This window comes from Streptomyces sp. SCL15-4 (genome assembly GCF_033366695.1).
Taxonomy (GTDB): Bacteria; Actinomycetota; Actinomycetes; order Streptomycetales; family Streptomycetaceae; genus Streptomyces.
In genome coordinates this window covers 264867-290947 of sequence record NZ_JAOBTQ010000001.1, presented here as the reverse complement: position 1 = coordinate 290947, position 26081 = coordinate 264867, and the positions used below count along the sequence as shown (strand labels likewise).

The window sequence follows — 26081 nt, the reverse complement described above, 5'->3', positions numbered from 1 at the left end:
CGATGTCCGACGAAGAGAAGCTCCGCACCTACCTCAAGCGCGCCACGGCCGACCTGGGAGTGCTCAGCAAGCGCCTCGCCGACATGGAGGAGGCCGCGCGCGAGCCGATCGCCGTCATCGGCATGGGCTGCCGCTATCCGGGCGGAGTGGAGTCCCCGGACGGCCTGTGGCGGCTCGTCTCGGACGGCGCCGACGCGATCACCGAATTCCCGCCGGACCGTGGATGGGACGTCGTCTACGACCCGGACCCGGACCGGCCGGGCACGACCTACAGCCGATCGGGAGGCTTCCTCGCCGACGGCGCCGGCTTCGACGCCGGGTTCTTCGGCATCTCGCCGCGCGAGGCACTGGCGATGGACCCGCAGCAGCGGGTGCTGCTGGAAACCGCCTGGGAGACCTTCGAGTACGCCGGCATCGACCCGACCACACTCGGCGGCAGCCGCACGGCCGTGTTCACCGGCCTGTGGTCCTCCGGCTACGGCAACCAGCCGCCGCCGGACCTCGAAGGCTTCCTCGCCACCGGAACAGCCACCAGCGCCACGTCCGGGCGGGTGTCGTATCTGCTCGGGCTGGAGGGTCCGGCGGTGTCGGTGGACACGGCGTGCTCGTCGTCACTGGTGGCGATCCATCTGGCGGCGCAGGCGTTGCGGGCGGGGGAGTGCTCGCTGGCTTTGGCGGGCGGTGTGACGGTGATGGCGACGCCGGCGGGGTTCGTCGAGTTCTCGCGGCAGCGGGGGCTGGCGGCCGACGGCAGGGTGAAGGCGTTCGCCGAGGCGGCCGATGGTACGGCGTGGGGTGAGGGCGCGGGGTTGGTGCTGCTGGAACGCCTGTCCGACGCCCGCCGCAACGGCCACCGGGTGCTGGCGGTCGTCCGCGGTTCGGCGGTGAACCAGGACGGCGCGTCGAACGGGCTCGCGGCGCCGAACGGTCCGTCCCAAGAACGCGTCATCCGGCAGGCGCTGGCGAATGCGGGACTGTCGACGGCGGACGTCGACGCGGTGGAGGCCCACGGTACGGGGACCACCCTCGGCGACCCCATCGAGGCTCAGGCACTCCTGGCGACCTATGGTCAGGGGCGAGACGAGCCGTTGTGGCTGGGGTCGGTGAAGTCGAACATCGGGCACACGCAAGCCGCCGCCGGCGTGGCGGGTGTGATCAAGATGGTCATGGCGATGCGGCACGGTGAACTGCCGCGGACCCTCCACGTCAACGCGCCGACCTCCCACGTCGACTGGTCGGCGGGCCATGTCTCACTGCTCACCGAGGCCCGGCCGTGGCCGGAGACGGGGCGTCCCCGCCGTGCCGGCGTGTCGGCGTTCGGTATCAGCGGTACGAACGCGCATGTGGTGATCGAGGCGGCTGCCGAGGAGCCGGTCGGGGTTTCGGCGGGGCCCGCGGGTGGGTTTGTGGGTGGGGTGGTGCCGTGGGTGTTGTCGGGGAAGTCGGATGTGGCGTTGCGGGAGCAGGCGCGTCGGCTGCGGGCGTTTCTGGGCGGGCATCCGGGGGTGGGCGCGGTTGCGGTGGGCCGGGCGTTGGCGGGGCGGTCGCGTTTCGATCACCGTGCGGTGCTGGGCGGTGTGGAGGCGTTGGAGGCGCTGGCGGAGGGCCGGTCGGCGCCGGGTCTGGTCACGGGGACCGTCCGTCCGGTGGGTGGGTCGGTGTTCGTGTTTCCGGGGCAGGGTGCGCAGTGGGTGGGTATGGGTGGGGAGTTGTACGGCTCGGAGCCGGTGTTCCGGGAGGCGATCGACGCGTGTGATGCGGCGTTGGGGTCGTACACCGACTGGTCGTTGGTGGAGGTGCTGACCGGCGGTGGTGCGCTGGAGCGGGTGGATGTGGTGCAGCCCGCGTTGTTCGCGGTGATGATCGCGCTTGCCGAACTGTGGCGTGCTCATGGTGTGGAGCCTGATGCGGTTGTCGGGCATTCGCAGGGGGAGATCGCGGCGGCGTATGTGGCGGGTGTGTTGTCGTTGGACGACGCCGCCAAGGTGGTCGCGTTAAGGAGCAGGGCGCTGGCGGTGCTGGCCGACCAGGGCGGCATGGTTTCCATAGGGCTCGGGCATGAGCGGGCTGCCGAGTTCGTGGCCCGCTGGGGTGGCCGGCTGACGGTGGCGGTGGTCAACGCGCCTGGTTCGGTCGTCGTGTCGGGCGACCTGGACGCGCTGGACGGACTGCTGGCGGTCTGTGAGACGGACGGCATCCGTGCCCGCCGGCTGCCGGTGAACTACGCCGCCCACTCCGCCCAGGTCGAGGCGATCCGTGATCAGTTGCTGACCGACCTCGCCGGCATCGAGCCGAGGACCGCGGACGTCCCCTTCTACTCCACGGTCACCGCGGAACCCGTCGACACCTCCACTCTCGACGCCGATTACTGGTACCGCAACCTCCGCGAACCCGTGCTGTTCGACCAGACCACCCGTGCGCTGCTCGGCCACGGCCACACCGTCTTCGTGGAGGCCAGCCCGCACCCGGTCCTGGTCTCCGCCGTCGAGGAGACCGGTCACCACCACGGCTGCGACCTCCTCGTCACCGGCACGCTCCGGCGCGACCAGGACGCCTTCCTCACCTCGCTCGGCCGCCTGCACGTCCATGGTGTCCCGGTCGACTGGCGGTTCCCGGACGACACCGAGCCCGTCAGCCTGCCGACGTACGCCTTCCAGCGTCAGCCGTACTGGCTGCGGCCCGTCCCGGCGGCGTCGGGCGACCACCCCCTGCTCAGCACGTTCGTGGAACTGCCCGACGGCGCGGTGCTCAGCGGACGGATCTCGCTCGCCACCCACCCGTGGCTGGCCGACCACGCCGTGCGGGGCTCCGTCCTCCTGCCCGGCACCGCGTTCGCGGAAATGGCGGCCTACGCGGCCGGCCGGCTCGGTCACGCGGTCGAGGAACTGGTGCTTCAAACGCCGCTCGTCCTCGACGACACCCCGGTGCACCTCCAGGTCGTCGTGGGCCCAGAGGACGACGGCCGCCACTCGCTCACGGTGTACTCGCGTGACGGCGACGAGTGGGTGCGGCACGCCACCGGGACCCTGGGCGAGGAGCCGGTGCTGAGCGCCTGGGACTGGCCGCCGGCCGGTGAGCCCCTCGACGTCGACGGGCTCTACGACTCGCTGGCCGTGCTCGGCTACGAGTACGGGCCGGCGTTCCAGGGCGTCACGGCGGCCCGGCGTGTCGGCGACACCGTCTACGCCGAGGTGGAGCTTCCCGCCGAGGAAACGTTTGCCCTGCATCCCGCGCTGCTCGACGCCGCACTGCACCCCATGGCGTTCCTCACCGACCGCACCGGCCTGCCGTTCGCGTTCACCGGAGTGGCGATACGGCCCGCGGGCGGCCGGACGCTGCGCGTACGCCTGTCCGCCACCGGGCCGGACACGTACACCGTGGCCGTGGCCGATCCGGACGGCACTCCGGTCGCGGTCATCACGTCGCTGACCGTCCGGGACGCCACCGCCGTCCCGGACAGCCTCTACGCACTCGACTGGGTCCCCCTCGAATCGGCATCGACGGGCGGCGACCCCGCGGACCTGGTCGTCTACGAGGTGCCCGGGCCGGAGCCCGAGGCGGACACCGTCGAGGCGGCGTACGAGAACGCGCGGAGCGTACTCGCCGTGATCCGGGACCACTTGGCGGGCGAGCGGACGCGGCTGGCGGTCGTCACCCGCAACGCCGTCGCCGCCGCACCCGGTGACGTGGTCGGCCTCCACCACTCGATGGTCTGGGGCCTGGTCCGCGGCGCGCGGGCCGAGCATCCCGACCGGTTCGTCCTGGTCGACGCCGACCCGACCTGGGACCCCGCGCTGATCGCCGGCACGGACGAGCCGGAACTGGCGGTGCGCCAAGGGACGCTGCGCGTCCCCCGCCTGGTCCGCGTCGGCACGAGCCTCACCCCGCCGGACGGGACCTGGCGACTGGAGGACACCGGCACCGGCAGCATCGACGACCTGGCGCTGGTGCCGCGCCCGGAGCTCATGGAGCCGCTGGGGCCCGGGCAGGTCCGGATCGCCATGCGGGCGGCCGGGCTCAACTTCCGGGACGTGCTGATCGCCCTCGGCGTCTACCCCGGCGAGGCCCTGATGGGCGGCGAAGGCGCGGGCGTCGTCTCCGAAACCGGCCCGGACACCCGGTTCCGGCCCGGCGACCGCGTCATGGGCCTGGTCCCCGGCGCCTTCGGCCCGGTCACCGTCGCCGACCAGCGGCTGCTGGTCCGGATGCCCGACGACTGGTCGTTCGCCAGGGCCGCGTCCGTGCCCGTGGTGTTCCTGACCGCCTGGTACGGCCTGCGCGACCTGGGCGGGCTGAAGGCCGGTGACCGGGTGCTGATCCACGCCGGCACCGGCGGCGTCGGCATGGCGGCGATCCAACTGGCCCGGCGGCTCGGGGCGGAGGTGTTCGCCACCGCCGGCCCGGCCAAATGGCACATCCTGCGCGGCCTGGGACTGGACGAGGACCACATCGCCTCCTCGCGCACCCTGGAGTTCGCGCAGAAGTTCCCGCCCATGGACGTGGTCCTGGACTCGCTGTCCGGCGAGTTCGTCGACGCCTCCCTGCGGCTGCTCGCGCCCGGCGGCCGGTTCGTGGAGATGGGCAAGACCGACATCCGCGACGCCGCCGACCATCCCGACATCGTCTACCGGGCGTTCGACATCGCCGACGCGGGTCCGCAACGGCTCGGCGAGATCCTGGACGCCGTCGTACGGGCCTTCGCCGACGGCGAGTTCACACCGCTGCCGATCGACGTACGCGAGGTCCGGGACGCGGTCGACGTGTTCCGGTTCATGAGCCGGGCCGCTCATATCGGGAAGATCGTCCTGACTGTTCCTGCGGATCTCGATGCGGCCGGCACGGTGCTGATCACCGGTGGTACGGGGACGCTGGGGGGTCATGTGGCCCGGCATCTGGTGGCCGAGCGGGGTGTGCGGCATCTGTTGCTGGTCAGCCGCGGTGGTGGCGGGTCGGCGTTGCGCGAGGAGCTGGCCGGGCTGGGCGCGGAGGTGACCGTGGCCGCCTGCGACGTGGCCGACCGGGACGCGCTGGCGGCCGTACTGGACTCGATCCCGGCCGAGCATCCGCTGACCGCGGTCGTCCACGCGGCCGGTGTGCTCGACGACGCCGTGGTCACCGCCCTGACCCCCGAACGCCTCCGGCAGGTCGCCGACCCCAAGGCACGGGCGGCGTGGAACCTGCACGAACTCACCCGGGGACGGGACCTGACGGCGTTCGTCCTCTTCTCCTCGGCGGCCGGGACGCTCGGCAGCCCCGGGCAGGCCAACTACGCCGCGGCCAACACCTTCCTCGACGCCCTCGCCGTGCACCGGCGCGCCCTCGGACTCCCGGCGACCTCGCTGGCCTGGGGCTACTGGGCCGAACAGAGCGGCATGACCGGGCACCTCACCGGTGCCGACCAGGACCGGCTGACGCGAGCCGGGGTCGTGCCGCTGGCCACCGACCACGCCCTGTCGCTGTTCGACGCGGCCCTGGCCACGGGCCGGGCCGCGCTGGCGCCGGTACGCCTCGACCTGTCCGTGCTGGCGGGCGCCCCGGCGGTCCCGGCGGCCCTCAAGGATCTCGTCTCCCGCAAGGCGGCCCGGCGCCCGGCGCGGCACGGCGCGATCGCCGACCGCCTGCGGTCGCTGCCGGAGGCCGAACAACTGCGAGCCGCACTCGACCTGGTCACCGCCAACACCGCCGCCGTGCTCGGTCACCGCGAACCGGGGGCCGTACGGGACCGGCAGCCGTTCAAGGACCTCGGCTTCGATTCCCTGACCTCCGTCGAACTGCGCAACCGGCTCAACACCGCCACCGGCCTGCGCCTGCCCGCCACCGTCACCTTCGACCACCCCACCCCGCGGCAACTCGCCGAGCACCTGCTGAGCGAGATCCTCGGCGGGGGTGCGGTGCCGGTGGTGTCGGTGGTGCCGGTGGGCGGGGCGGGTGGTGGTGCCGATCCGGTGGTGATCGTGGGTATGGGGTGCCGGTTGCCGGGTGGGGTGGGGTCGCCGGAGGAGTTGTGGGGTGTGGTGTCGGGGGGTGTGGATGCGATCGGGGTGTTTCCGTCGGATCGTGGGTGGGACGTCGAGGGGTTGTTCCATCCGGATGCGGATCATCCGGGGACGTCGTATACGCGGTGGGGTGGGTTTCTGGCGGATGCGGCGGGGTTCGATGCGGATTTCTTCGGGATTTCGCCGCGTGAGGCGTTGGCGATGGATCCGCAGCAGCGGGTGCTGCTGGAGACGGCGTGGGAGACGTTGGAGGATGCGGGGATCGATCCGACGTCGTTGCGGGGCAGCCAGACGGGCGTGTTCACCGGCATCTGGTCCTCCGGCTACGGCGACCAGGCACCCGCCGACGCCGAGGGCTATCTCGGTACGGGCGCCGCGACCAGCGTGACCTCCGGCCGGATCGCCTACCTGCTGGGGCTGGAGGGCGCGGCGGTCTCGCTGGACACCGCCTGCTCGTCCTCGCTGGTCGCGATCCACCTGGCCGCGCAGGCACTGCGCTCGGGGGAGTGTTCGCTGGCCCTGGCCGGCGGGGTGACCGTGATGGCGACGCCGCTGGGGTTCACGGAGTTCTCGCGCCAGCGCGGCCTGGCTCCCGACGGCCGGGTGAAGGCGTTCGCCGAGGCGGCCGATGGTACGGCGTGGGGTGAGGGCGCGGGGTTGGTGCTGCTGGAGCGGTTGTCGGACGCGCGTCGCAACGGTCACCGGGTGCTGGCGGTGGTGCGGGGTTCGGCGGTGAACCAGGACGGCACCTCCAACGGCCTCGGGGCGCCGAACGGTCCGTCGCAGGAGCGGGTGATCCGGCAGGCGCTGGCGAATGCGGGACTGTCGACGGCGGACGTCGACGCGGTGGAGGCCCACGGTACGGGGACCACCCTCGGCGACCCCATCGAGGCTCAGGCACTCCTGGCGACCTATGGTCAGGGGCGGGACGAGCCGTTGTGGCTGGGGTCGGTGAAGTCGAACATCGGGCACACGCAGGCCGCCGCCGGTGTGGCGGGTGTGATCAAGATGGTGATGGCGATGCGGCACGGGCAGTTGCCGCCGACGCTGCATGTCGATACGCCGACCTCGCACGTCGACTGGGAGTCCGGAAACATCCGGCTGCTCACCGAGGCCAGGCCCTGGCCCGACAACGGTCACCTGCGTCGCGCGGGCATCTCGGCGTTCGGTATCAGCGGTACGAACGCGCATGTGGTGATCGAGGCGGTTGCCGAGGAGCCGGTCGGGGTTTCGGCGGGGCCCGCGGGTGGGTCCGCGGGTGGGGTGGTGCCGTGGGTGTTGTCGGGGAAGTCGGATGTGGCGTTGCGGGAGCAGGCGCGTCGGCTGCGGGCGTTTCTGGGCGGGCATCCGGGGGTGGGCGCGGTTGCGGTGGGCCGGGCGTTGGCGGGGCGGTCGCGTTTCGATCACCGTGCGGTGCTGGGCGGTGTGGAGGCGTTGGAGGCGCTGGCGGAGGGCCGGTCGGCGCCGGGTCTGGTCACGGGGACCGCGCGCCCGTTGGGTGGGTCGGTGTTCGTGTTTCCGGGGCAGGGTGCGCAGTGGGTGGGTATGGGTGGGGAGTTGTACGGCTCGGAGCCGGTGTTCCGGGGGGTGATCGACGCCTGTGATGTGGCGTTGGGGTCGTACACCGATTGGTCGTTGGTGGAGGTGCTGACCGGCGGTGGTTCGCTGGAGCGGGTGGATGTGGTGCAGCCCGCGTTGTTCGCGGTGATGGTGGCGCTGGCGGAGTTGTGGCGTGCTCATGGTGTGGAGCCTGATGCGGTTGTCGGGCATTCGCAGGGCGAGATCGCGGCGGCGTATGTGGCGGGCGCGTTGTCGTTGGAGGACGCGGCCAGGGTGGTCGCGCTGCGCAGCAAGGCGCTGGTCGCTCTGGCGGATCAGGGCGGGATGGTGTCGGTCGGCCTCGGCGATGAGCGGGCTGCCGAGTTCGTGGCCCGCTGGGGTGGCCGGCTGACGGTGGCGGTGGTCAACGCGCCTGGTTCGGTCGTCGTGTCGGGGGACCTGGACGCGCTGGACGGACTGCTGGCGGTCTGTGAGACGGACGGCATCCGTGCCCGCCGTCTGCCGGTGAACTACGCCGCCCACTCCGCCCAGGTCGAGGCGATCCGCGAGCAGTTGCTGACCGACCTCGCCGGCATCGAGCCGAGGACCGCGGACATCCCCTTCTACTCCACGGTCACCGCGGAACCCGTCGACACCTCCACTCTCGACGCCGATTACTGGTACCGCAACCTCCGCGAACCCGTGCTGTTCGACCAGACCACCCGTGCGCTGCTCGCCTCGGGTGGCGACCCCGTCTTCGTCGAAATCAGCCCGCACCCGGTGCTCACGCCCGCGCTGGAGGAGCACGAGGCGGGTGTGGTGACCGGGACACTGCGCCGCGACCACGGCGGCCCGGCCGAGTTCCTAGCCGCCACGGCGCGGCTGTTCGTCGCGGGTGTGCCGGTGCGGTGGCCGTTCCCTGAAGGGGACCCGGCGGCGCTGCCCACCTACCCCTTCCAGCGCACGCGGTTCTGGCTGGCCGGAGGCGCCGGAGACGTGTCCGCGGCCGGGCTCGACTCGGTGGACCATCCGCTGCTCGGCGCCGCTGTCGAGGTGGGCGAGCAGCGGGTCCTGACGGGTCGGCTCTCCCTGGCCACCCACCCCTGGCTCGCGGACCACTCCGTACTGGGCACGGTGCTGCTGCCCGCGACGGCGTTCGTGGAACTGGTGGTGCACGCGGCCGGGGCGGCAGTAGAGGAACTGGTCCTGGAGGCGCCGCTGGTGTTGCCCGCGGACGGCGCGGTGGACGTGCAGGTCGTCGTGGGCGAGCCGGACGAGACCGGCCGCCGCGCGGTCGACGTCCGGTCCCGTACGGACGGCTGGGTGCGGCACGCCACCGGCACGGTGAGCGGGAAACCCGTGGTCGGACAGGAGCTGACGCAATGGCCGCCGGCCGGCGCGGAACCGGTCACCGGGCTCTACGACACGCTCGCCGCGGCGGGGTACGAGTACGGGCCGGCCTTCCAGGCCGTGCAGGCGGTGTGGCGCCGCGGCGGTGAGGTGTTCGCCGAGGTCACCGTGCCGGACGCGGCCCGGTTCTCCGTCCATCCGGCCCTGCTGGACGCCGCCTTGCAACCGCTGGCGCTGCTGGCCGGCACGGAAGGTGACGTGCGGCTGCCGTTCTCGCTGGGCGGGATCGCGGTCCACCGCACCGGCGTGACCTCCGCGCGCGTGCGGCTGACGGCCGTACGCCCCGGCACGTACGCCGTCCACCTCGCGGACCGGTCCGGCGAGCCCGTGGCGACCATCGAGGCGCTGACCACCCGTCCGATGGCTGAACGCGGCCCGCTGTACGCCCTCGACTGGATTCCGCTGACCCCCGGCGAAGGCGCGCTCGGCGACGCCGTCGTCTCGCCCGGCTCGGTCGCCGAGGCGCTGGCGGCCGTCCAGGACTTCCTGGCCAGGCCCGGCGAACGGCTCGTGGTGCGCACGCGGGGCGCGGTCGCCGTCGTTCCCGGTGACGCGGTGAGCGACCCGGAGGCCTCGGCCGTATGGGGCCTGGTCCGGTCCGCGCAGTCCGAGCACCCCGGACGGTTCGTGCTCGTGGACGCCGACGAGCTGCCCGACGGCCTGTCGGCCGGCGACGAGGACCAACTGGCGGTGCGCCGGGGAGACGTCTACGTGCCCCGGCTCGTGCGCTGCGCACCGGAGGCGTTCGACGGACGGCTGACGCAGGCGGGCACGGGCAGCCTGGACGACCTCGCCTTCCTGCCGTACGAGCAGGCACCGCTCGGACCCCAAGAGGTGCGCGTCGCCGTGCGGGCGGCCGGCCTGAACTTCCGGGACGTGCTGATCGCCCTCGGCGTCTACCCGGACCCGGCACTGCTCGGCAGCGAGGGCGCGGGCGTCGTCACCGAGGTCGGCGCCGAGGTCACCGGGCTGCGTCCGGGTGACCGGGTCGCCGGGCTGCTGTCCGGCGCGTTCGGCCGGGTGGCCGTCGCCGACCACAGGGTGCTGGTGCGCATCCCCGACGAGTGGACGTTCACCCAGGCCGCCACTGTGCCGATCGCGTTCACGACCGCGTGGTACGGCCTGCGCGACCTGGGCGGGCTGAAGGCCGGTGACCGGGTGCTGATCCATGCCGGGGCCGGCGGCGTCGGCATGGCGGCGGTCCGGCTCGCGCGGCTTTGGGGCGCGGACGTCCACGCGACCGCCGGCCCGGGCAAGTGGGACGCGCTGCGCGCCATGGGTCTGGACGAGGACCACATCGCCTCCTCCCGGACCCTGGAGTTCGCCGACCGGTTCGGCCCCTTCGACGTGGTGCTGAACTCGCTGTCCGGTGAGTTCCTGGACGCCTCCCTGCGGCTGCTCGCGCCCGGCGGGCGGTTCGTGGAGATGGGCAAGGCCGACATCCGGCCCGGCGTGCTGGCCTTCGACCTGGCCGACGCGGGACCGGAGCGGCTGGGGGAGATCCTGGCCGGGGCCGTCCGGCTGCTCGGCGCAGGCGAGCTGCGCCTGCCACCGCTCACCACCTGGGACGTCCGCCGCGCGCGGGACGCCTTCCGGTTCATGAGCCGGGCCGCTCACATCGGGAAGATCGTCCTGACTGTTCCTGCGGATCTCGATGCGGCCGGCACGGTGCTGATCACCGGTGGCACGGGGACGCTGGGGGGTCATGTGGCCCGGCATCTGGTGGCCGAGCGGGGTGTGCGGCATCTGTTGCTGGTCAGCCGCGGTGGTGGCGGGTCGGCGTTGCGCGAGGAGCTGGCCGGGCTGGGCGCGGAGGTGACCGTGGCCGCCTGCGACGTGGCCGACCGGGACGCGCTGGCGGCCGTACTGGACTCGATCCCGGCCGAGCATCCGCTCACCGCGGTCGTGCACACCGCCGGTGTGCTCGACGACGCCGTGGTCACCGCCCTGACCCCCGAACGCCTCCGGCAGGTCGCCGACCCCAAGGCACGGGCGGCGTGGAACCTGCACGAACTCACCCGGGGACGGGACCTGACGGCGTTCGTCCTCTTCTCCTCGGCGGCCGGGACGCTCGGCAGCCCCGGGCAGGCCAACTACGCCGCGGCGAACGCCTACCTCGACGGCCTGGCCGCGTACCGGCGTGCCCAGGGCCTGCCGGGCGTGTCGCTGGCCTGGGGCCAGTGGGCCGAGGCCAGCGGGCTGACCGGGCGGATGTCCGAGGCCGACGGTGAACGCCTCGCCAGCGCGGGGCTGCTGCCGATGGCGACCGACCACGCGCTCGGGCTGTTCGACGGGGGCCTGGACACCGCGGAACCCGCGGTGGTCGCGGCCGCGCTCAAGGTGTCCGCACTGGGCGACCGGCCGGTGCTGCGCGCGCTGGCACGGGCCCGCAGACCGGTGCGGACCACCGGACTGGCGGGCGAGCTGGGATCACTCCCCGAGGCCCGGCAACGCGAGATTCTGCTCGACCTGGTCCGCACCCACGCCTCGGCCGTGCTGGGCCGCAGCGACGAGATCGGCGGCGACCTGGCCTTCAAGGACCTGGGCTTCGACTCGTTGACCGGCGTGGAACTGCGCAACCGGCTGTCCACGGCGATCGGGACCCGGCTGTCGGCGACGATGGTCTTCGACCACCCGACCCCGGCCCGGCTGGCCGAATACCTGCGCGAGGTGGTCCTCGGCAAGGAGCGCCGGACGGTCGCGCCCGTGCCGGTCGGGGTTCCGGTGTCAGGTGATCCGGTGGTGGTGGTGGGGCTCGGGGCCCGGTATCCGGGCGGGGTGGGGTCGGCGCAGGAGTTGTGGGGTGTGGTGGCGGGCGCGGTCGATGCGGTGGGGGAGTTCCCGTCGGATCGTGGGTGGGATGTGGGTCGTCTTTACGATCCGGCCGGCGGTCCGGGGACGTCGTACACGCGATGGGGCGGCTTCCTGGACACCGCCGGCGACTTCGACGCGGCGTTCTTCGGGATCTCGCCGCGTGAGGCGTTGGCGATGGATCCGCAGCAGCGGGTGCTGTTGGAGACGGTGTGGGAGACGTTCGAGGACGCGGGGATCGATCCGACGTCGTTGCGGGGCAGCCAGACGGGCGTCTTCACCGGCATCTGGGCATCCGGCTACGCGGGCGGAGTGGACCAGATCTCACGCGACGCGGACGGCTATGTGGCCACCGGCACGGCGACGAGTGTGACCTCCGGGCGCGTGTCGTATCTGCTGGGGCTGGAGGGGCCGGCGGTGTCGGTGGACACGGCGTGCTCGTCGTCACTGGTGGCGATCCATCTGGCGGCGCAGGCACTGCGCTCGGGGGAGTGCTCGCTGGCGTTGGCCGGTGGTGTGACGGTCATGGCGACACCCGCCGCCTTCATCGACTTCTCGCGGCAGCGGGGGCTGGCGGCCGACGGCCGGGTGAAGGCGTTCGCCGAGGCGGCTGATGGTACGGCGTGGGGCGAGGGCGCGGGTGTCGTGCTCTTGGAGCGGTTGTCGGACGCGCGGCGCAATGGTCATCGGGTGCTGGCGGTGGTGCGGGGTTCGGCGGTGAACCAGGACGGGGCGTCCAACGGGTTGACCGCGCCCAACGGGCCCTCCCAGGAACGCGTGATCCGTCAGGCGCTGGCGAACGCCGGCCTGGAGCCGTCCGAGGTGGACGCGGTGGAGGCGCACGGCACGGGCACGACGCTCGGTGACCCCATCGAGGCGCAGGCGCTGTTGGCGACGTACGGCCGGGATCGGGTGGAGCCGTTGTGGCTGGGGTCGGTGAAGTCGAACATCGGGCACACGCAAGCCGCCGCCGGCGTGGCGGGTGTGATCAAGATGGTGATGGCGATGCGGCATGGGCAGTTGCCGCCGACGCTGCATGTCGACGCGCCGACCTCGCACGTCGACTGGTCGGCGGGCCAGGTCTCACTGCTCACCGAGGGCCGGCCGTGGCCGGAGACGGGGCGTCCCCGCCGCGCGGGCATCTCGGCGTTCGGCATCAGCGGTACGAACGCGCACGTGATCCTGGAGGCACCGGCCGAGGAGCCGTCGCCCGAGTCCCCAGCCACCCCCACGCCCGCCCCGGCCGCAGTGCCGGTGCCGTGGCTGCTGTCGGCCAAGTCCGAGCAGGCACTCCGGGCCCAGGCCCGCAGGCTGCAGGCGTACGCGGCCAAGACCCCCGACGCGGACGGAATCGGCGCCGCGCTCGCCGCGCGGACCCGGTTCGCCCACCGGGCCGTGGTGACCGGACCGGAGGCACTGGCGGCCCTGGTGCGCGGGGAGGCGCATCCCGGGCTGGTGACCGGCGAGGCCCGCGACTCGGGCAGGTCGGCGTTTGTGTTCTCTGGTCAGGGTGGTCAGTGGGTGGGGATGGGGCGGGGTTTGTACGGGGTGTTTCCGGTGTTTGCGCGGGTGTTGGATGAGGTGTGTGGGTTGTTGGGGTTGCCGGTGGGGGTGTTGTTCGAGGACGGGGAGGGGGTGTTGGGGGAGACGTCGTTCACGCAGCGTGGGGTGTTCGCGTTGGAGGTGGCGTTGTTCCGGTTGGTGGAGTGGTTGGGTGTGCGGCCGGATTTTGTGGTGGGGCATTCGGTGGGTGAGGTGGCGGCGGCTCATGTGGCGGGGGTTTTGGGGTTGGAGGATGCGTGTGTGCTGGTGGGGGCGCGGGGTCGGTTGATGCAGGGGTTGGCTGGTGGTGGGGCGATGGTGTCGGTGGGGGCGTCGGTGGAGGAGGTGGTGGGGTCGTTGGTGCCGGGGGCGGAGGTGGCGGCGGTCAACGGGGTGGATGCGGTGGTGGTGTCGGGGGATGAGGCGGCGGTGGCTGTGGTGGGTGAGGTGTGGCGTGGTCGTGGGCGTCGGGTGGGGCGGTTGGCGGTGAGTCATGCGTTTCATTCGGCGCGGATGGATCCGGTGTTGGAGGAGTTGGGGCGGGTGGCGGCGGGGTTGTCGTTCGGTGAGCCGGTGATTCCGGTGGTTTCGACGGTGGCGGGTCGTCCGGTGGGGATGGGGGAGTCTGATTATTGGGTGCGGCAGGTGCGGGAGCCGGTGCGGTTCGCCGATGCGGTGGAGTGGCTGGTGGGTGAGGGTGTTACGGGGTTTGTGGAGGTGGGTCCGCATCCGTTGCTGGTGGGTAATGGGTTGATGCGGCGTGGTGGGGATTGCGCGGAGCGGTTGTTCGCGGGGCTGGGCCGGTTGTGGGCGGACGGCGCCGCGTCCTGGACGCCACCGGCCGTCACGGAGACCAGGACGGACGCGCGGGTGCCTTCGTATCCGTTCCAGCACCAGCGCTACTGGCTCCAGCCCACCACCCCGGCGGAGGGCCTCGACACGCCCGACCACCCGCTGCTGCGGTCCCTGGTGAGGCTCCCCGACGGGCAGGGCGTGGTCCTGACCGGAAAGCTCTCCGCGTCCGTCCACCCGTGGCTGGCCGAGCACACCGTACTCGGTTCGACACTGCTGCCCGCGATGGCGTTCGTGGACCTGGCCGTCCACGCCGGCGAGCACACGGCCAGCCCCGTACTGTCCGAGCTGGTCCTGGAGGCGCCGCTCGTGCTGTCCGAGCACGACGGTGTGCACGTGCAGGTCACCGTCGGCGCGCCCGACGACACCGGACGCCGGCCCGTCACCGTCCACTCCCGCACCTCCGCCGAGCCCGACGAGTGGACCCGCCACGCGACCGGCGTGCTCGGTCCGCCGGCGGACCGGGCGACACGGGCCGACCGGGCGGCCGTGCCCGGGACGGACGACAGCGAGGCCGCGCCGATCGACATCGACTCGCTCTACGACCGGCTCGCCGAAGCCGGCTACGACTACGGGCCGACCTTCCAGGGGCTCACCGGCATCCGGCGGCACGGCGAGGACCTGCACGCCGAGGTGAGCTTCCCGGCGGACCCCGCCCAGCTCACCGGCTACCGCGTCCACCCCGCGCTCCTGGACGCCGCCATACAGCCGCTGACCCTGCTCGCCGGCCTCGCGTCCGAGGACGGCGGCGCCGCCGGCAGCCCGGCGCGGCTGCCCTTCTCGTTCTCCGGTGTGTCGGTCACCGGGTCGGCCGCGACGGCCCGCGTGGTGCTGCACCCGACCGGGCCGGACACCTGCGCGGTGCGGATCACCGACACCGCCGGCACGCCGGTCGTGAGCATCGACGAGATCGTCCTGCGGCCCGTCGAAGCCGCGGGCCCCGGGGCCGGGCGCCGGCCGGGCACGCTGTTCGCCGTCGACTGGACCCCGATGGCGGCACCGGACGGCCCGGACACCGAGACGGTCCTCCACGAGGTCGCCGGCGAGGGCGAACCGGTCGCGGCCGCACACGCGGTGACCCGGGAACTGCTCGGCACGGTCCGGGAGTTCCTGGCCACCGACACGCCGGCCCGGCTCGTGGTCCTCACCGGCGACGACCTTGCCTCCGCCGCCGCCCGCGGCTTCCTGCGCAGCGCGCACAGCGAGAACCCCGGGCGCATCCTGACCGTCCGGCACGACGGCACGGCCGCCTCGCGACAGGCGGTCCCCGCCGCGGTGCGCGCCGCCGTCAGCGACGGCGAGCCCGAAATCCAATTGCGCGACGGAACCGCCCTCGTGCCAAGGCTGGTGAGGGCCGCCCCGACCGGCCCGGCCGGGCCCCTGCACGGCGCGCCCCTGGACGGCACCGTGCTGATCACCGGCGGTACCGGCACCCTCGGCGTCCTGGTCGCCCGGCACCTGGTCGCGCGGCACGGCGTCCGGCACGTGGTGCTCGCCGGCCGCCGCGGCGTCGAGCCGCCCGGGCTCCGGCAGGAGCTGGGCGCCGACCTCACCGTGGTCGCCTGCGACGCCGGTGACCGCGGGGCACTGAGGGATCTCGTCGCCTCGATCCCCGACCTGCGGGCCGTCGTGCACGCCGCCGGAGTCGTCGACGACGCCGTGGTGGGAGCGATGACACCGGAGCAGATCGACATGGTGTTGCGCTCGAAGGCCGATGCCGCGTGGCACCTGCACGAGGCCACCGAGCACCTGGACCTAAAAGCGTTCGTGCTGTTCTCCTCGGCGTCCGGGGTGTTCGGCGCCCCCGGGCAGGCCAACTACGCCGCCGCGAACGCGTTCCTCGACGCGCTCGCCGAACACCGGCACGCGCGCGGTCTGCCGGCCACCTCCCTGGCCTGGGGCCAGTGGGCCGAGTCCAGCGGCATCACCGGGAACCTGACCGAGGCCGACCACCGCCGGCTGGCGCGGACCGGGATGCGGCCGCTGGCCACCGAGCACGCCCTCGACCTGTTCGACACCGCCCTGGCCGGCGAACGCCCGGCGCTGGTGCCGGTCCGCCTCGACCTCGCGGCGATCGACACCCCGCCCGCGCTGCTGCGCGGACTCGCCCGGCCGCGCCGCGCGCCGGCCCCGGCGGCCGGCCCCGGCGACCTGCGGGCCAGGCTCGAAGCCCTGCCCGAGCCCGAGCAGCGCGCCCTGCTGCTCGACCTGGTCGTCACGCACAGCGCGAGCATCCTCGGGATGGCCCCCGGCGGGATCGACGACCCGCGGCAGCTGTTCCGCGACCACGGCGTCGACTCGCTGACCGCCATCGAGCTGCGCAACCGGCTCAACGCGGCCACCGGACTCCAGCTCCCGGCGACCCTCGTCTTCGACTTCCCGACACCCGAACAGCTCGTCAACCACCTCTACGGACAGCTGTGCTCGCCGGAGAACCGGGTCACCGGGCCGATGGAGCGCCTGCTGCGCAAGGCCGTCGACGTCGGCCGCGCGCAGGACGGGCTCGACCTGCTGGCCACGGCGTCCCGGCTGAGCCCGGCCACCGACGCGCCCAAGGCCGAGGCGGTCGCCCTCGCGACCGGCTTCCTCCAGCCGTCGCTGGTCTGCCTGCCGTCCGCGCTGGCGTCCAGTGGCATCGAGGAGTACGGGCGGTTCGCCGCGGCGCTGGAGGCCGCCCGCGACGTCACCGCGGTCACCCTGCCGGGCTTCGCCGGCGACCCGCTGCCCGCGAACGCCGACGTCGTGATCCAGGCACTCGCCGAGGCCGCGTCGGCCGTCGCCGCGCCGGTGCTGGTCGGCCGTTCGGTGGGCGCGTGGCTGGCGCTGGCGACCGCCGGCGAACTGGAACGGCGGGGAGCCCGGCCCAGCGCCGTGGTGCTGATCGACGGCTACCCCGACGACCTGCCCGGTGTGCTCACCGGCATGCTCGACGCCGGCCACCAGGTCCAGCCGGTCGACGACGACCGGCTGGTGGCCATGGGCCGCTACCTCGATCTGGCCGGCGCCCCGGAACCCGTCACCGCGCCGGTGCTGCTGGTGGGCACCGGGAAGCGCTCGTGGCCCCGGCTGTCCACCACCGCCCAGGAAGTGCTCACCGTCTCGGGCGACCACTTCACCGTACTGGAGGAGCACTCCGCGGCCACGGCGCTGGCCATCAGCACGTGGCTCCTCGACTTCAGCGGATACGGGGCCGGGCTGTCCGCACTCAGGGGAAAGGACGATGCATGATCTGGGACAACGTCTACATCGGCGGAACGGGACGGTATCTGCCGCCCCGGACGCCCGCGACGCGGGCCGTGCCGGACACCGAGACCATGCGGCGGCTGCTCGCGCTGTCGGACTTCGTGTCGTTCACCCGCTCCGACGACGTCACCGAGCACGCGATGGCCGTGCACGCGGCGATCGGAGCCCTGCGCGAGTCCGGCCTCAGCGGCGCCGACATCTCCATGGCCGCCTACGCCCAGATGGACCACCAGGACCACATGGCGTCCTCCTGCCACCTGCAGCGCGTCCTCGGCCTCGGCCACGCCCTCGTCTACGAGGTCGAGGCCACCAGCAACGGCGGCTCGGCCGCGCTGCAGTCCGCCGCCGCGCACCTGGTGGCCGACCCGTCCGCGACCGCGACCCTGGTCACGGCCACCGCCCGGTTCCTGCCGCCGCGGTGGGAGCGCTGGCAGCCCACCATCGGGATCTTCCTGGCCGACGGCGCGGTCGCGGCCGTGCTCAACCGCGAGGGCGGCCGGGCGCGGCTGGTCGCGACCGCCAACAGCTCCGCGACCCAGATGGAGGTCCTCGCCACCCCGACGATCCCGGACCCCGAGGGCCACCGCAACCGTACGCCGATCGAGGTCACCGGCCTGGCCCCGTATCTGACGCTGATGAGCGGGGCACTGGTCACCGCGGTCGAGCAGGCCGCCAAGGAGGCCGGCGTCAGCGTCGCCGACATCACCAGGTTCGTCGTCACCGGTCTGGGCCTGGCCCAACTGGAGGTCGTCGTGCTGGAGCCGCTCGGCATCGACCTGGGCCGCACCACCTGGCCGATGCTGCGCGAACTCGGCCACGTCGGGCCGTGCGACCAGCTGCTCGGCATGGACCACCTGCTGCACGACGAGACCCTCAAGCCCGGTGACACCATCATGTCGATCGGCCTCGGCATGGGCTCGCGGTTCACCGCGTCCCTGCTGGAGGTCACCGAGCCGCCCAAGCCCCGTACGACCACCACCTTCACCGAGCCGGTGCGCGCGCCGGCCCCGCCCGCCGACGCGTATGTCATCGACCCCTCCGGCGGCGACATCTTCGGCGAGGCCGCCGCCTTGCGCGAGCGCGGCCCGGCCACGCGCGTCGAACTGCCCGGCGGCGTGTCGGCCTGGGCCGTCACCGGGCACGACCTGGCGAAGAAGCTGCTGCTCGACCCGAAGGTCTCCAAGGACGCGAACAAGCACTGGCCCATGTGGCGCGACGGCGACATCCCGCCGGACTGGCCGCTGATCATGTGGGTCGCGATGCAGAACATGTTCACCGCCTACGGGTCCGACCACACCAGGCTGCGCAGCCTGGTGGCCAAGGCGTTCACCCCGCGCCGTATCGAGGCGACGCGGCCGCGCGTCGAGGAGATCACGGCCGGCCTGATCGCCGACCTGGCCGCGGTGCCGCCGGGGCAGGCGGTCGACCTGCGCGCACGGTTCGCGTTCCCGCTGCCGATCCAGGTCATCACCGGCTTGTTTGGAGTGACCGCGCAGACCGGCGCGGACCTGCGGCGGCTGGTGGACGCGGTGTTCAGCCTCGACGCGGACCCGGCGGGCGTGCAGGCCGCCTCCGGCGAGCTGTACATGCTGCTCAAGGACCTCGTGGCCGCCAAACGGCGCGACCCCGGCGACGACATGACCAGCGACCTGATCGCCGCGCGGGAGGCGGACGGCACACGACTGTCCGAGCGGGAACTGCTGGACACCCTGCTGCTGACCATCTCCGCCGGCTTCGAGACGACGGTCAACCTGCTCGACCACGCCGTCCACGCGCTGGCCACGCACCCGTCCCAGCTCGCCCTGGTCCGGTCCGGGAGCAGCACCTGGGAGGACGTGGTGGACGAGACCCTGCGCTGGCAGGCGCCGGTGCCGAACCTGCCGCTGCGGTACGCCGTGGAGGACATCTCCGTGGACGGCGTGCGGATCCGCAAGGGCGAGGCGATCCTGCTGTCCTACGGCGCGGCCGGCCGCGACCCGGCGCAACACGGGGCCGACGCGGAGGACTTCTCCGTCACCCGGCCGTCGCGCGCCGACCACCTCACCTTCGGGCACGGCGTGCACTACTGCCTCGGCAGCCCCCTGGCGAAGCTGGAGGCGACGACGGCGCTGTCCGCGCTGTTCTCCCGGTTCCCGCGGTTGCGGCTGGCCGTCCCGTCGTCCGAACTCGAGCCGCTGGGTTCCTTCTTCACCAACGGACACAAGACTCTGCCGGTCATCCTGGAGGAGGGCTGATGGCCCATTTCGCGTTCGTGAGCGCGCCCGCGTCCGGGCATGTGAACCCGACCCTGCCGCTGGTCGAAGAGCTGGCCCGGCGCGGTCACCGGGTCAGCTACGCCACGGGACCGGCCACCATGGACGGCCCCGTCGCCGCCGGGGCGTCGCCGGTGACCCTGCCCTCGCAGCTGCCGCCCGACCTGGCGGCGCGGGGCGAGTTCACGGCGGAACAGCTCGCCGTGACGATGGAGTACTACCTCGACGACGCGCGTGCCTCCTTCCCGGTCCTGGCCGAGCACTTCTCGGCCGACCCGCCGGACGCGGTGTGCTACGACTCGGTGACCTTCACCGGGAGGATGCTGGCGAACCTGCTCGGGGCGCGGGAGATCTCCCTGGTGCCGACCTTCGCGGAGAACGAGTCCTTCTCGGCGGCGCAGGTGTACTTACCAGCCGACTTCGACCACACCAACCCACGGCTGGTGGCCGCGATCCAGGACATGGGGAAGTTCGCGCAGGGCCACACCTTCCTCGACGACCCGAACCTGATGTTCGGCTACGTGGCCCCGACGAGCCTGGTGTTCATCCCCCGCGAGTTCCAGATGTCGGGACAGACCTTCGACGAGCGCTTCCACTTCGTCGGGCCGTCGCTGAGCGGCCGGCAGACCGCCGAGGAGTGGAGCCCCCGGTCGCGGGCCCCGGTGCTGCTGATATCACTGGGAACCGTCTTCAACGACCGGCCGGAGTTCTACCGGACCTGCATCGAGGCGTTCGGGGACAGCGACTGGCAGGTCGTCATGGCGGTGGGCGGGCTGGACCAGGAGACGCTGGGCCCGATCCCGGCGAACGTCGAGGTGCACGCGCACGTGCCGCAGGTGGCGGTGCTGCGGCACACCGAGGTGTTCCTGAGCCACGCCGGGATGAACTCGGCGATGGAGTCTCTCTACCACGGAGTGCCCTTCGTGGCGGTGCCGCAGATCCCGGAACAGCGGGCGATCGCCCGGCGGGCGGAGGAACTGCGGGTCGGCAGGACGCTCGCCGAGCCGACCGTGCGGGGCCTGCGCGACGCCGTCCAGGACGTCCGGTCCTGCCGCCCCCGGGCGGCGGCCCTGAGCCGGATCGTGCGCGGGGCGGGCGGCGCGCCGAAAGCGGCGGACGTCCTGGAGGAGCTGCTGACGCGATAGCGGCCGGACTCCACCGGGCAGTCCGCACCCGTACCCCGCCCGGTGGATCTCCACGAGCTGTCCAACCGTGCCGGACAGGCGGCGCCGCAGGCGGCGGTGCTTCCGGCACCCGGCCTTGCCGGTCAGGGCGAGCACCGGCATCCAGGCCGGCAGGTCGAGAGCGATCCGCGCGATCTCCAGCCGGATCCGGTCCTGGGCCGTACGGTGCGGGGACAGGTTGCCCGGGTCGGTGGCCCGGGCCGCGCGGACGCGGTCCTCGGCCCGGACTCGCAGCCGTTGACGGGGCTCGAACTCGGCGATCGGCGGCCTGGGGTGTGCCCGTGGCGAAGCCAGGGCACGCGATCTCGGTACGACTGCTGCCGGATCGGCGACCGCTGTTAGCCTGCCGTCCGTGTGCAGGCGCGGCTTGGCAGGCCGAACAGGCAGGATGGCAGGGGACAGCAGGCCGGAGCGCGTGCTGATCGCCGCCAGTTTCGTCAACCGGGTCGGCAATGGTCTGTTCAATGCGGCGTCGGCGCTCTATTTCACCTTGGTCGTGGGTCTGTCCGCAGCGCAGGTCGGCGCCGCGCTCACCATCGCCGCAGCGGCCGGCTTGTGCGCGGGCATACCGGGCGGGCATCTCGCCGACCGGCGAGGCGCGCGCACGGTCATGATGTCGGCTCTCGCGCTCCAGGCGGTGTCGATGGCGGCCCTCGTCCTCGTCGAGAGCTGGACCGCGCTCACGGTCATCGCGACGGCCGACCAGATCGCCGCGGCGGCCGGCGGGGCGGCGTGGGGCGCGCTGGTGGTCCGGGTCGGCGGTGAGCGCCCGGCCCTGTTCCGTGCCAAGCTGCGCACGTACGTCAACCTGGGCGTCGTCCTGGGAACGGTGGGTGCGGGGCCGGCGCTGGCCGCGGACACCCGTGGCGCCTACGTCACGCTGATCCTCGGCAACGCGGCGAGCTTCGCCCTGTGCGCGGTGCTGCTGCTCCTGCTGCCTCGCTATCCGGTGCTGGCAGCGCCACCGCGGCAGCGGCGCCGGCTCGTCTTCGCGGACCGTCCCTTCCTGGCGTTCACCGCCCTCTACGGGGCCATGGGACTGCAGTACCAGGTGGTCTCGCTGCTCCTGCCGATCTGGATCTCGGAACACACCGAAGCGCCGCGCTGGACGGTGGCCGCGCTGTTCGCCGTCAACTCCCTCTTCTGTGTGCTGACGCAGACCAGGATCGGCTCGCGTATCGAGACCCCGCACGACGGCGGCCGGGCGTTTCGCACGGCTGGGCTGCTCTTCCTCGTCAGCTGCCCGATGATGGCGCTGGCGGCGTACATCCCGGTCCGGGCCGCGGCAGTACTGGTCCTGGCCGCGATCTTCGTCCACAGCCTGGGAGAGGTCTGGGAGTCGTCGGCGGGCTTCGCCCTGGGCTTCGGTCTCGCCCCCGACCACGCCCAGGGCCAGTACCAAGGCGTCCTCGGCCTCGGCTTCGGCGCGGGCCAGGCTCTCGCTCCCGCGATCCTCACCACCGTGGTGCTCGGACTCGGCACGACAGGCTGGCTGCTGCTGGCGCTGTTCTTCGCGGCACTGGGCGCTGTCGGCCCATCTCTGGCCCGCTGGGGCATGCGGACCCGGCCGCAGCCAGGCGTTGCCGGCGGAAGCCACGGGATGACCGGCGAGTAGGCGTCAGAAGCCGTCCTCCTCGTCCGCTTCCGGCGCGCGACGTCCTCCTCGCGGATTTCGTGGCTCTCGGCCTGGAACTGGGCGACGGCGTCGATGTACTTCGTCGTCCGGAGCACGATGGCGTTGAGGACCAAACCGAACGCGCCGAGCAGGTAGCAGGCGCGGACCTGGTTCGTGACCAGGCAGCCGGCGACCTTCAGCGTGTCCGGCCGGGGCTCAGGCCGCGGGGTCGAGGAATGTCAGCACAGAGGCGTCCTCCTCGATCAGCGGGGAGAGCGCGGTGTTGAAGGGGCCGCCGTACGGAGCCCGCAGGTGGGCTTGGAAGGCGTCCTCGTCCTCGTACACCTCGAAGATCCAGAAGGCGCGCGGGCTGGATGCCTTGGTGTAGACATCGAAGGCGAGGTTGCCCGGTTCTTCTCGCACCTTTGCGGCGTAGTCGCGGATCAGGCGGGACACCTCGTGCTCGGCTCCCTCTCGGGCGGTGAATTCGGCGAACAGGGTCTTCTTCACGGTCGCGTGTCCTTTCAGTGGGCGGAGTCGAGGTGCCAGACCCGGGCCTGGTCCAGCCGCACGGAGCCGTTCTCGGCGAAGATCTCTACGTCCTGGCCGGCGGGGTCGGGGAAGATCTGGTCGGTGATCACCGCCTCTCCCTTGCCGCCGAAGACCTCGACGGACGACCGGTCGACCAGGATCCGCAGCCTCACCTTGCCGTTCTCGGCCTTCAGCGGTGCTGTCTGGATTCCGGGAAAGGTGCTGTCGAAGTCCACGGCGCCGGAGCGGGTGCGGTCGACGTACAGCGCCTTCGTGGTGGTGTCGTAGCCGATGACCGTCTCTTCTCCGCCGGCGCCGGCGCGCACCTTCAGGCCGAACCGGTCGGCGTCCTGGAGCGAGAAGGCCGCGTCGATATCGAGCGTCTGGCCCTTGGCCGCCGAGCCGATCAGGGGCTGGGAGGTGTTCCTGACGGTGACCTGGTCCACGGACGCCGGGGGGTTCTTCCGCAGGGACGTCAGGCTTTCCACCGGCTTGCCGGTCAGCCGGATCTTCCCGTCGACGGTGCGCAGGGCAGGGCGGCACGTCGGAGGCTGCGGCCTGCGGGGCGAGCGGGGCAGCGGACAGCGCGCAGACGGCCGCCACCGCGGCGAGCAACTTCGCGCGGGCAGGCCGGGATGCTGCGGAGGTCATGTGCGGTCTCCTGTGCTGGGGCCGTCGACGCGCCGGGGCCTTCCGGCGGTACGGACGGAGCCGGGATCGGTCCCTGCCGAATGCCGTCGTCCACGGCGTCGGCAGGATGTCATCGATGACGTGTGTCATCGATGACATCGAGGCCCTGATGATGTGGGGGCTCCGGTCGGCACGTCAACAGTCCGGACGGAATCCGGGGAGCCGTCCGTACGGCGCGTCAGGCGCCGACGGCGGTCGCGAACTCTGCCACCTGGTGGTGCCACGGCGGATTCGGCCCGGCGACCGAGCAGGTCAGGGCAGCGACCCGGGTGGCGAACCGGCAGGCGTCGGTGACGTCGGCGAGACGCAGACCGGTGAGCCGGCCGCCGAGGAGCCCGCGGGCGCCGAGACGGTGCAGCAAACCGGCGGTGAAGGAGTCCCCGGCACCGACGGTGTCGACGACCCGCGTCGCCACCGCGGGGATCCGCGCCCGTTCGCCGTCGAGCGAGATCAGGACACCGTGGGCTCCCCGCGTGATCACGACGAGCCGCGCGCCCGCGGCGTGCCAGATGTCACACGCCCGCTCGGGCGGGGTGTCCGGCAGGAGGAGGCCCAGGTCCTCCTCGCTCAGCCGCAGTACGTCCGTGAGGGCGCACCAGTCCTTCAGTCGGGCGCGGTAGACCTCCGGGCGCACCAGCAGCGGCCGGACGTTGGGGTCGATGCTGATGGTGGTCAGGGGGGCGGCCGTCGCCAGGAACTCCTCCACCGCGGCCGCGCCGGGCTCGCGCACCAGAGCCAGCGAGCCGGTGTGCACACATGAGGTGCCGGACAGGTCGACCCCGGCGAGTTCCGCTGTGCTCCACTGCCAGTCAGCCGTGTTCCGCGCGTGGAAGGAGAACGCCGCTTGGCCCTGGCCGTCCAGTTCCGCCACGGCCAGCGTGCTGGGCTCGGCGGCCGGAACCGCGTGCGACAGGTCGACCCCGGACGCCTCCAGGTGAGCCCGGAACAGGCGGCCGAACACGTCACCGGACAAGCGCGCGAGAAAGCGGGCCGGAGTGCCCAACCGGGCCAGCGCCACGGCCGTGTTGGCGGGCCCGCCCCCGGGCAGCACGCGCAGGGCGAGTTCACTCGCGCTGCCCGCCGGTTCGGCGAACGCGTCCGCGACGCACTCTCCCAGGACGGTGATCTCACGTGGACTCATGGACCGCTCTCCTCTACGAGAAGGGGGAAATCGGATGAAACGCTCTACGGCTGCTGCCGGACCTCGGATCGCCGTCGGCGGACGTTGCCGATTTGTGACGGCGGCAAGGCATTGACGTTGCCGGGATGCGGAGTCCATCATCCTCGCCAGGCAGTGTCAACGATGACATAAGTCAACGATGACAATCAGGGTCGGCACACCCGGATACCGACCGCACCACTCGCGATCCCGCAGGAGACGTTCATGTCCCGCACCACTCGTCCGACCGCTTCCCTCCTCGGAGCCGCCGCCTGCGCAACCGTCGCGGCCCTCGCCCTGACGGCCTGCGGATCGGGCTCCGGATCCGGTTCCGCGCGTTCCGGTTCGGGGAGTGTGAAGGTCGGTCTGATCACCAAGACCGACACCAACCCGTTCTTCGTGAAGATGAAGGAGGGCGCGGAGAAGGCCGCCAAGGAAGACGGCGCCGAACTGTCCACCGCCGCCGGCAAGTTCGACGGTGACAACGCCGGTCAGGTCACCGCCATCGAGAACATGGTCGCCGCCGGGGTGAAGGGCATCCTGATCACCCCGAACGACTCCAAGGCGATCGTGCCCGCCATCCAGAAGGCCCGCGCCAAGGGCGTCCTGGTCATCGCCCTGGACACGCCGACCGAGCCGCGGAGCGCGGCCGACGCCCTCTTCGCCACCGACAACCTCAAGGCCGGCGAGCTGATCGGCGAATACGCCAAGGCCGCGATGAAGGGCAAGGCCGCGAAGATAGCCACCCTCGACCTCGCGCCCGGCGTCTCCGTCGGCGTCCAGCGGCACGACGGTTTCCTCAAGGGCTTCGGCATCGGCGGCGGCGACCCCGCCGTCGTCTGTTCCCAGGACACCGGCGGCGATCAGGCCAAGGGGCAGACGGCCATGGAGAACTGCCTGCAGAAGGAGCCGGGCATCAACGTCGTCTACGCCATCAACGAGCCGGCCGCCCTGGGCGCGTACACCGCGCTGAAGGCGAAGGGCAAGGAGAAGGACGTCCTGGTCGTCTCCGTCGACGGAGGCTGCACCGGGACCCGGGCGGTCAAGGACGGCAAGATCGCCGCCACGTCCCAGCAGTACCCGCTGAAGATGGCCGCCGAAGGCGTCAAGGCCGTCGTGACGTATGCCAAGGGCGGTAAGAAGGCGTCCGGTTACACCGACACCGGCGTCACTCTGATCACCGACAAGGCGCGGACGGGCGTCACGTCCAAGGACACCGCCTCCGGTCTGGAGAACTGCTGGGGCTGAGCCGCCCCG

General features: G+C 72.5%; 8 protein-coding genes and 1 pseudogene. 5 read left to right on the top strand and 4 right to left on the bottom strand.

Annotation, left to right across the window (positions count from 1 at the left end):
• Positions 1 to 2 precede the first annotated feature (2 nt).
• The 3 genes from SCK26_RS01240 to SCK26_RS01230 are packed head-to-tail and all read left to right on the top strand — an operon-like array spanning position 3 to position 20790.
• On the top strand, positions 3 to 17378 hold the full coding sequence (locus tag SCK26_RS01240; protein ID WP_318199334.1) for an SDR family NAD(P)-dependent oxidoreductase: 17376 nt from the start codon (positions 3 to 5) through the stop codon (positions 17376 to 17378).
• Entirely contained in the window at positions 17375 to 19627 is a 2253-nt protein-coding gene (locus SCK26_RS01235) for a cytochrome P450 (protein WP_318199333.1), read from the top strand. The genes SCK26_RS01240 and SCK26_RS01235 overlap by 4 nt, the downstream gene beginning before the upstream one ends.
• Positions 19627 to 20790 carry a macrolide family glycosyltransferase gene (locus tag SCK26_RS01230; protein WP_318199332.1) on the top strand — a complete coding sequence of 388 codons (1164 nt, stop codon included), beginning with the start codon at positions 19627 to 19629 and terminating at the stop codon, positions 20788 to 20790. The genes SCK26_RS01235 and SCK26_RS01230 overlap by 1 nt, the downstream gene beginning before the upstream one ends.
• Positions 20791 to 20829: 39 nt before the next feature.
• Here the strand turns inward: SCK26_RS01230 and SCK26_RS01225 are convergent.
• Positions 20830 to 21093: pseudogene (locus SCK26_RS01225) on the bottom strand (IS1380 family transposase); the annotation flags it as partial.
• A 124-nt stretch (positions 21094 to 21217) separates the two neighbouring features.
• Here SCK26_RS01225 and SCK26_RS01220 point away from each other — a divergent pair.
• Positions 21218 to 22444 (top strand): MFS transporter, encoded by a 1227-nt coding sequence (locus tag SCK26_RS01220; protein WP_318199331.1) that lies wholly within the window; start codon positions 21218 to 21220, stop codon positions 22442 to 22444.
• Positions 22445 to 22660: 216 nt separating this feature from the next.
• Here the strand turns inward: SCK26_RS01220 and SCK26_RS01215 are convergent, their stop codons facing one another.
• From SCK26_RS01215 to SCK26_RS01205, 3 genes are all read right to left on the bottom strand, one after another.
• Positions 22661 to 22954, bottom strand: a complete 294-nt coding sequence (locus SCK26_RS01215) for an antibiotic biosynthesis monooxygenase family protein (protein ID WP_318199330.1) — start codon at positions 22952 to 22954, stop codon at positions 22661 to 22663.
• 14 nt (positions 22955 to 22968) lie between these two features.
• The gene (locus SCK26_RS01210; RefSeq protein WP_412080693.1) at positions 22969 to 23463 is read right to left on the bottom strand and encodes a GH32 C-terminal domain-containing protein; all 495 of its coding nucleotides are present in this window, start codon (positions 23461 to 23463) and stop codon (positions 22969 to 22971) included.
• A gap of 380 nt (positions 23464 to 23843) precedes the next feature.
• Positions 23844 to 24806 (bottom strand): carbohydrate kinase, encoded by a 963-nt coding sequence (locus SCK26_RS01205; RefSeq protein WP_318199329.1) that lies wholly within the window; start codon positions 24804 to 24806, stop codon positions 23844 to 23846.
• Between the two features lie 243 nt (positions 24807 to 25049).
• On the opposite strand from SCK26_RS01205, the gene SCK26_RS01200 reads away from it, so the two are divergent.
• Positions 25050 to 26072 carry a sugar ABC transporter substrate-binding protein gene (locus tag SCK26_RS01200; protein ID WP_318199328.1) on the top strand — a complete coding sequence of 341 codons (1023 nt, stop codon included), beginning with the start codon at positions 25050 to 25052 and terminating at the stop codon, positions 26070 to 26072.
• Positions 26073 to 26081 lie beyond the last annotated feature (9 nt).